The following is a 6,441-nucleotide window of genomic DNA, read 5'->3' on the forward strand; positions in this document are numbered from 1 at the left end:
AGTGGAAGACTATGAGACCGAGGAAGACATAAAACAGCGCTACATCACGCCCGCTATCAAGAGCTCCCAATGGGACAGCTTCCAAATCAAAATGGAGCACATTGCCCCAGGTGAAATCCATATCAAGGGTCGCAAAACCAAGCGCGGGAATCCACTCAAAGTCGACTACATCCTCGCCCAAAAGGTCACAAACCGTCCGCTTGCTGTGGTTGAAGCCAAGGACAAGAAGCACTCGCTGGGTTCAGGGATGCAACAAGCAGTGAACTACGCCCAAAAGTTGGACGTTCCCTTTGCTTTTTCTTCCAACGGAACCGGTTTCTTGGAACACGATTTTTTGACTGGTCACGAGAGGGAACTTTCTCTGGAGTCCTTCCCGACCGAAGCGGAACTCTGGCAACGCTATACCGCGAATAAAGGCATCTCCCCTGAAATCGAAAAAGTTATCACCGAACCATACAACTTTGACCAATTCACTAATCGAGAACCTCGCTACTATCAACGCATTGCGATTGACCGCACGATCGAAGCCGTTGCCAAAGGCCAAAATCGATTACTCCTGGTGATGGCCACCGGAACCGGCAAGACTTTTACCGCTTTCCAAATCGTGTGGCGGCTGCTCAAGAGCAAAGCCGTCAAACGGGTTCTCTATCTCGCGGACCGCAATGTACTTATTGACCAGACGATTCGCGGCGACTTCCAACCACTTGGGAACTCTGTCGTCAAGGTTCACCGGCAAAAAGACGAAAGGCTCGATTCCTCCTATGAGGTTTACATGAGTCTCTATCATCAGCTCGCTGGCGAACCCGGCGATGAGCCTTTCCGCGATTTTGCCCCGGACTTTTTCGATCTTGTCATTGTCGACGAATGCCACCGCGGCTCGGCGCGTGAAGACTCCCAATGGCGTCGAATCCTGGATTACTTCCACAACGCCATACACCTTGGAATGACCGCAACCCCGAAGGAAACGAAAGAGGTTTCCAACATCACCTACTTCGGCGACCCCATCTATACCTACAGCCTCAAGGAAGGCATTGAGGATGGCTTTCTCGCTCCTTACAAGGTCATTCGTGTGGGACTCAATGTTGACCTGGAAAACTGGCGCCCCTACGAAGGTCAAACCGACACCGAAGGCGAACTCGTGGAAGACCGTGAATATAATGTCCGTGATTTCGATAAGAACCTCATTATTGATGAACGCACCAAGGCGGTTGCAAAATACGTAACCGCTTGGTTGGAACGGTTTGGAGCGGATTCCAAAACCATTGTTTTCTGTGTCGACATTGAGCACGCCGAGCGAATGCGGCAAGCCCTGGTAAATGAAAATGCCGAGCGTGTAAAGGCAAATTCAAGGTACATCATGCGCATCACCGGCGATGATGATTACGGCAAGTCGCAGCTCGATAACTTTGCCGATCCCAACGAAAAATATCCGACCGTGGTAACCACCTCAAAACTGCTCACCACGGGAGTTGACATCAGGACCGTGAAACTTATTGTCCTCGAGTCCAATATAAATTCTATGACAGAGTTCAAGCAGATTATTGGGCGCGGGACTCGGATTGACGAAGAACACGGCAAAGAGTTCTTCACCATCATGGATTTCCGCGCCTCCACTAGGCTCTTTTCTGACCCAGACTTCGATGGTGAACCGGTTGTCATTATCAATCTTCCACCGCCAGGTGAGGACAAGATTGGCGGTTTGGAAGTTCCACCAAATTGGCCAGGCGATTCCGAAGATGAGGAAAGCGAAGGTTCCGACGGAGACTGGGAAGATGATAATGACGGCGACGGCGAAGATAGCGGCAGCCACGGTCCCTTGCGAAAGGTTCGCGTCAATGGCGTTGACGTAAGGCTTCTCAATAAGCTCGTGCAATACATCGACCCCAAGACTGGGAAACTCCTTACCGAAACGGTCAGGGACTTTTCCAAGAGGTCAATCCGCGGGAGGTTTGAAACCCTCGATTCTTTCATCCATGCTTGGTCGGAGGCCGAACGTAAATCGGCGATTCTCGAGGAACTTGAGAACCAGGGGGTTTTCCTCGATTCAGTCCGTGAAGAAGCTGGCGCTGAGGTCGCTAACCTCGATGACTTTGACCTGATTCTCCACATTGCCTTTGACCGTCCCCCGTTGACCAAAAAGGAACGCATCGACAACGTCAAAAAGCGCGGATACCTCCATAAGTATTCCGCCGATTGCCAGGCAGTGCTTTCCGCGTTGCTCGATAAATATTCTGATGTTGGCATCGGTGAGCTGGAAAACACCCGTGTCCTCGACAATGAGCCCTTCACCCGGTTTGGCTCCCCCACAAAGATTGCTAACCTGTTTGGGGGACGCGAGGCCTATCTCGATGCGGTTCGCGGCCTGGAACGTGAGCTTTACGCCGCGTAAAACACATGGAAGGAAACTACTAAATGAGTCTTGGTTCTTTTATCTCGTCGTCTCGCAAGATTATGCGTGGGGATGCCGGAGTTGACGGTGACGCCCAGCGCATTGCCCAGCTGGTGTGGCTGCTGTTCTTGAAGGTCTATGACGCCAAAGAGGCCGAGTGGGAGTTCCACGATGAGCATTTCCGTTCCATAATCCCCGAGCGCTTGCGGTGGCGAAACTGGGCTGTTGACCACCGTGACGGCGAGGCTTCCACCGGTGATGAGCTGCTGACTTTTGTAAACGAGGACCTTTTCCCGACCCTCCAGAACCTCCCGATTGATTCCACCACTCCCCTTTCCAAGTCCGTGGTGAAAAGTGTTTTCGAGGATTCCAACCAATACATGAAGGATGGCATCCTGCTTCGCCAGCTCATTAACCTGATAAACGAAATCGACTTCGATGATTTTTCCGATCGTCACGCTTTCGGGGAAATCTATGAGACCTTGTTGAAGCAGCTGCAGAGTGCTGGCAGCAGCGGTGAGTTCTATACCCCGCGAGCGGTCACAGATTTCATGATTGAGCGCCTCAATCCGAGGCTCGGCGAGCAGGTCGCGGATTTTGCCGCTGGAACCGGAGGCTTCTTGACCTCCACTTTGAAGCACCTGGATTCCCAGGTGGAAAACATTGCCGACCGTGAGGCATATCGTCAAAGCGTTTTCGGCATCGAAAAGAAACCCATGCCTTATCTTCTCGGCGTGACGAACCTCCTGCTTCACGATGTGGAAGAACCCCGGTTCTTCCACGGGAACTCTTTGGACCGAAACGTGAGAGATTATCGCGAGGATGAAAAGTTCCAGGTCATTGCCATGAATCCGCCCTATGGTGGCACGGAACAGGATTCCGTAAAGGCTAACTTCCCCGCAAGCTTTCGGTCCTCAGAGACGGCGGATCTTTTCGTGGCGCTGATTCTCTATCGCCTGCGCAAGAATGGGCGGGCAGGGATTGTCCTCCCGGACGGGTTCTTGTTTGGCGATGAGAACGCCAAAACTAACTTGAAACAACGTTTGATGGAGGACCTCAACCTCCACACGATTATTCGCCTCCCGGGTTCGGTTTTTGCCCCTTACACTTCCATCACCACCAACCTTTTGTTCTTTGAAAACAGCGGGGCTTCCAAGGGCGTGTGGTTCTATCGAGTGGATTTACCAGAAGGATACAAGGCTTTTTCCAAAACCAAGCCCATGCTTTCGGAGCATTTCGATGATTGCCGTGAGTGGTGGGATAACCGCCGCGAGATTATCGACGGGGATGGCAACCCGAAGGCAAAGTTCTTTTCCGCCGCCGAGATTGCCGAAGGGAACTATGACCTCGACCTGTGCGGTTACCCCCAGGAAGTCCACGAGGTGTTAAGCCCGGAGGAAACCATCGCCGAATACAAGGCAAAGCGCGCCGAGTTGGATGCCAAGATTGATGAACAAATAGCCAGGATTGAAGCGCTTTTGGCGGTGAAGTCATGATTGCCGAGAAACTTCGCCAGGCCGTCCTGCAAGCGGCCATTTCCGGTCACCTCACCGAACAACGCCCCGAGGACGGCACCGCCGAGGATTTACTGGACGAGATTGCCGCCGAACGCGAGAGGCTCATCAAGAAAGGCAAACTCAAGAAAACCAAGCCCCTCCCGCCGGTCACGCCCGAAGAAGAACCCTTTGAGATTCCTCCCACTTGGAAATTTTCGTCGTTACTTAAAGTTACACGACTTATTTCCTCAAGAGGAAAACAAATTAAATCAAAAGAAGTACGAAAAACGGGAAGCATCCCCGTCGTATCACAAGGTCAAGAACTGATTGATGGATACACAAATAGCGAATTACAAGCTATTGACGAGTTACCCATCATTCTGTTTGGAGATCATACCAGAAACGTGAAATATATAGATTTCTCTTTTGTTGTTGGAGCAGACGGAACCAAACTTTTATCTTCAATCAAACTTCCAGCAAAATACTTTTACTACTGGTGCTTGCACACATCTGAACAAATCAAAAATCGCGGATATGCACGCCACTTCAGTGTTTTAAGTAAGGTTCCGGTGTCAATTCCACCCATTTTGGAAGCACAAAGAATCGCAGACAAACTTGATCAAGTAATGCCTTATATAGATGAACTCGCTGAATTAGAGAGAGAGAGAGAGAATCTCTAGATTCTGCCTTCTTTGCTGACCTGGAACAGTCCATCCTGCAGGCCGGTATCTCCGGTCACCTCACCGAGCAGCGCCCCGAGGACGGCACCGCTGAGGATTTGCTTGCGGAGATTGCCGTCGAACGCGAGCAACTCATCAAGGCCGGTAAACTCAAGAAATCCAAGCCCCTCCCACCTGTCACCCCGGACGAAGAGCCCTTCCCCATTCCCCCCACCTGGAAATGGGTACACCTCGGAGAAATGATTAATCTCGTCTCCGGCAGGGACATGGAGCCAAGTCAATACAGTTCCACTAAACAAGGGATTCCATACATCACTGGCGCGAGTAATTTCGATGACGGCAAAATCCTGATAAACCGGTGGACCCAGCAGCCCAGCGTTGTTGCCAAACGTGGTGAACTTTTACTTACCTGTAAAGGAACTATTGGTGACATGGCAATACTAGATGAAGAAGAAGCGCATATAGCCAGACAAATCATGGCGGTCTCCGCAAAACACGGAAATCTTGACTTCATTAAGTTTTTGCTTTCATACTCAATCTCAAAATTGAAATCAGCCGCTAAGAGCATGATTCCTGGTATCAGCAGAGAAACTGTAATAAATCTCGAATTTCCCCTTGCGCCTGACGGCGAGCAAAAAAGAATCGCGGACAAACTGGACGAACTCATCCCGCTTGTCCGCGAACTTGCTCAGCTCTAGAGCTTGAGCTCTATCCTGGTTCCTTCACTTATTGCCTGGGAATAGTCGTCGAGTTCTTCGCTGGAAATACTTCCCCCGTTTCCGGCAAAAATCTCTTTCAACCTTGGTCGAATCATACTCACAGGCTTGCCACGATATTGCTCCAACAGTGAATCAAGTTGTTTCTGTAAGTCTCTCACAACCTCAGAAACTTTGGACCGTACCGCTTTCTCAAGCTCTCGCTCATCAAGTTTAATACCGAAACCACTGTTCATTCCTCACACCCCCTGCTTGTAGGTAGTGTTCGGATGGCGTTGAAGCGTAGCATTTGAGACAAATCTGCCGGTTATTGCGGACTTTTTAACAGCTCCACCGTTAGCCTTTCCCGATTCAATGGTCTGTGAATAGGACGTGCGCGGATGCCTTGCGGCACCTGCCTTGGTGATAAAGCGTCCGGTTACGGCGCTTCGATTAACTTTGCGTGACATATTGCACGCCTCCTTAATTATTGAAATTGTTCGGGAGGCGATAAAGTAGTTGCTCTAGCTTACCAATCTAGGCATCTGCCCTCGTCTCCCGGCCCCGCCGGTTGACGGGGGCTAGGTGTTTTGAAGCACCTAAAAGGGATTTTATCCTATAATCACACGGCTGTCATTCCGCAGCTTCAGTCATTAAAGCAAGTTACATCTTTCGGGTTAAAGGACATTTTGTGTGTTTTTTATCCGGGTTTTTCGTTGTTGTAGAGCCTTAAAGTCGGGTTGAAAGTTGGTCGGTTCATGCTGAGGGCATGAATATGATGAAATGCCCGGCGTGTAATACTCCTTTGAAACGTAATGGAAAGACTTCTTCCGGTTCTCAGCGTTGGCGTTGTAAGGAGTGCGGCGGGTCTAAGGTCTGCAAGATTGATAACTCTGCTAAAGAGCTTAATCGTTTCCTGAGCTGGCTGTTGTCGCGTCAGCGGCAGAAAGATATGCCCGGAGCGGGCCGGACGTTTCGTCGTCATGCAGCTAAGTTCTGGTGTTTATGGCCGTTTTCTCCGATCGTGGACGAGGTTCATGACGTGGTGTTTGTCGACGGGATTTATTTGGGGCGTAAGGCCGTGGTTTTGATTGCCTGCACGCGCGGCCACGTGTTGGGCTGGTATGTGGCTAGGAACGAGAACACTAACGCGTGGAAAGCTCTGCTGGACCGGATAGCAC

Annotated in this window: 4 protein-coding genes and 2 pseudogenes; all 6 read left to right on the forward strand. The window is 50.7% G+C overall.

Annotated elements, in window-relative coordinates; translation table 11 throughout:
• Position 1 precedes the first annotated feature (1 nt).
• Positions 2-2,389 carry an EcoAI/FtnUII family type I restriction enzme subunit R gene (gene hsdR, locus FYJ63_RS03970; RefSeq protein ID WP_277026040.1) on the forward strand — a complete coding sequence of 796 codons (2,388 nt, stop codon included), beginning with the start codon at positions 2-4 and terminating at the stop codon, positions 2,387-2,389.
• Positions 2,390-2,412: 23 nt separating this feature from the next.
• Positions 2,413-3,885 (forward strand): class I SAM-dependent DNA methyltransferase, encoded by a 1,473-nt coding sequence (locus FYJ63_RS03975; protein ID WP_154543973.1) that lies wholly within the window; start codon positions 2,413-2,415, stop codon positions 3,883-3,885.
• The gene (locus FYJ63_RS03980) at positions 3,882-4,565 is read left to right on the forward strand and encodes a restriction endonuclease subunit S (RefSeq protein WP_154543975.1); all 684 of its coding nucleotides are present in this window, start codon (positions 3,882-3,884) and stop codon (positions 4,563-4,565) included. The genes FYJ63_RS03975 and FYJ63_RS03980 overlap by 4 nt, the downstream gene beginning before the upstream one ends.
• Before the next feature lie 98 nt (positions 4,566-4,663).
• On the forward strand, positions 4,664-5,263 hold the full coding sequence (locus tag FYJ63_RS03990; protein ID WP_229769939.1) for a restriction endonuclease subunit S: 600 nt from the start codon (positions 4,664-4,666) through the stop codon (positions 5,261-5,263).
• A 775-nt stretch (positions 5,264-6,038) separates the two neighbouring features.
• Positions 6,039-6,089: pseudogene (locus tag FYJ63_RS11475) on the forward strand (hypothetical protein); the annotation flags it as partial.
• A gap of 129 nt (positions 6,090-6,218) precedes the next feature.
• Positions 6,219-6,441 (forward strand): annotated as a pseudogene (locus tag FYJ63_RS11480) (IS256-like element ISAod1 family transposase); the annotation flags it as partial.

The organism is Mobiluncus porci (assembly GCF_009695935.1).
Taxonomy (GTDB): domain Bacteria; phylum Actinomycetota; class Actinomycetes; order Actinomycetales; family Actinomycetaceae; genus Mobiluncus; species Mobiluncus porci.